This window comes from Protofrankia symbiont of Coriaria myrtifolia (assembly GCF_900634755.1).
GTDB lineage: Bacteria > Actinomycetota > Actinomycetes > Frankiales > Frankiaceae > Protofrankia > Protofrankia coriariae.
Window position 1 is genome coordinate 1 of record NZ_CAAAFS010000080.1, and the last position, 2088, is coordinate 2088.

2 protein-coding genes are annotated in these 2088 nt (G+C 73.6%); one reads left to right on the top strand and one right to left on the bottom strand.

Annotated features, from left to right (window positions below; genetic code table 11):
* Positions 1-967, bottom strand: a 967-nt coding sequence (locus tag CM1CMNOD_RS04730) for a glycosyltransferase family 39 protein (protein ID WP_207387463.1), incomplete at its 3' end; no start/stop codon positions are given.
* 180 nt (positions 968-1147) lie between these two features.
* Between CM1CMNOD_RS04730 and rfbD the strand changes: the two genes are divergently transcribed.
* Positions 1148-2041, top strand: a complete 894-nt coding sequence (gene rfbD / locus CM1CMNOD_RS04735) for a dTDP-4-dehydrorhamnose reductase (RefSeq protein WP_013872522.1) — start codon at positions 1148-1150, stop codon at positions 2039-2041.
* Positions 2042-2088: the final 47 nt, after the last annotated feature.

The following is a 2088-nucleotide window of genomic DNA, read 5'->3' on the forward strand; positions in this document are numbered from 1 at the left end:
GCCGGTGGGAGCGGCGGGGGCGGGCCCAGCCGGCGAGATAGGCGGCGGCGACCACGGCCACCAGGGGCAGAGCGAGCGCCTTGGCGAGGAAGGCGAGCCCGAGCAGCAGGCCGACGCCCACCGCCGTCCGTCTTCGCATGTCGCCGGTGAGCACGCCGGCAAGCAGCACCGTCATCCCGCTGACCGACAGCATCAGCAGGCCGTCGTTGTTGAACGTGGCGCCGACCCGGGTGAGCCCGGGCACGGCCAGCGGTACCGCAGCGGCCGCCTGGGCCAGCGGCGCGCTGAGCCCGAACCGCCGGGAGGCCTCCCAGGTGAGCCACGGCAGCGGGGCCGCGACGATGATGTTCAGCAGGCGCAGCGCCCAGACCTGCTGGTCGTACGCCCAGTTCGAGGAACCGGGCAGGACGGACAGCAGGGCGGCCCCGATCGCGTAGATCAGCGGTGGGTGCTGGACCATCTGGTTGGACAGCCGCCCGTCGGTGACCGGGGCGGGCCCACCGAGCCTGTCGAAGGACAGGCGCTGGTCACGAGGGGTCGGATCGATCTCGGCGAACGGGGGCGCGCCGTTGTCGCGGCCGCCCGACTGGAACATCTCGGCGAAGCGGCCACGGTCGAAGTCGTCCGAGGTCGCGGCGACCCCCGAGGCGATGATCCGCTCACCGGGCGCTGGCCAGCCAGCGCCGTGCTGCAGGCCGTAGACCATGTCGACGTGCTGGGCCTCGTCGTAGCCCGTCCAGGTGGTGAAGGCGAACGAGTAGGTCAGCAGCAGGGCGATGTGGAGCACGGTCAGCAGCACGACCGCCCGCGGCGGCCGGGGCCGGCGGGCGCGTGGCCGGGGCGTGCCGGCGGCAGGGGCGCCGGCGCCGGGCTGTCCGCGGCGGGCATCGACTGTCGAGGCTGCCTGCCGCGGGATCCCGGCCGTCGGCCAGACCAGTCTGATCTCCGAGTAGTCGACGATCGCCATCTCTCCAGGACGACGGCAACCGGCCGCCGTTGGCCGGCTGAGCCCATAGTCAACGGGCCGCTTCTGAGTTTAGCTGCCAATTGCCGTTGGCAATTACGTGGATACTGCATGTGACTTCATGGGCGGTGGGTGCGCGTCCGGTCGGGTAATTGGGTCTGCGACACTTGCCGGGTGCGCGTGATGGTGACGGGAGCCGGCGGCCAGCTCGGGGTGGACCTGTGTCGGCTGCTGGAGGCGGACGAACGGGTCCACGCCTGGGCCGGGCTCACCCGGGTCGAGCTGGACGTCACCGACCCGGCACGGGTGCGGGCCGTCGTCCGCGACCAGGCCCGGCCGGCGAAGATCCAGGGCGGCCTCGTGGTCGTGAACACCGCCGCCTGGACCGACGTGGACGGCGCCGAGTCCGACGAGGCCGGGGCCTATGCCGTCAACGCCGCCGCGCCGGCGCACCTGGCCGCCGCCTGTGCGGAGGTCGGCGCGACCCTGGTGCACATCTCCACCGACTACGTCTTCGACGGGGCCGCGGACAAGCCGTACGAGACCGACCACCCGACCGCGCCGCGCTCCGCCTACGGGCGAACCAAGCTTGCCGGCGAGCAGGCCGTGCTCGCGCTGTGCCCGTCGTCCTGTGTGGTGCGCACGGCGTGGGTGTACGGCGCGTCCGGGCGCAACTTCGTCCGGACGATCGCGCGGCTCGCCCGCGAGCGCGACACCCTCGCTGTGGTCGACGACCAGCGCGGCTCCCCGACCTGGTCGGTGGATCTTGCCGTCGGGCTGATCGACCTGGTGTCCGCCGCCGGTGCCGGCCGTGCCGCCAGTGGGATCTATCACTGCACGGGCGGTGGCGACACGACCTGGTTCGGCTTCGCCCGCGCGATCGTCGCCGAGCTCGGGATGGACCCGGAGAAGGTCAGGCCGACGACGACGGACGCGTTCCCGCGTCCCGCGCCGCGCCCGTCCTACTCGGTGCTCTCGCCCCGGTCGTGGACGGACGCCGGGCTGCGGCCGCTGCGCCCCTGGCGGGAGGCGCTGGCCGCGGCCTTCGCGCAGTCGGGCGACGTTCTGCGGGCCTGATCGGCGTTCCGCCGGCTTGATCGGCGCCGCCCCGCCAGGCCCCCGGG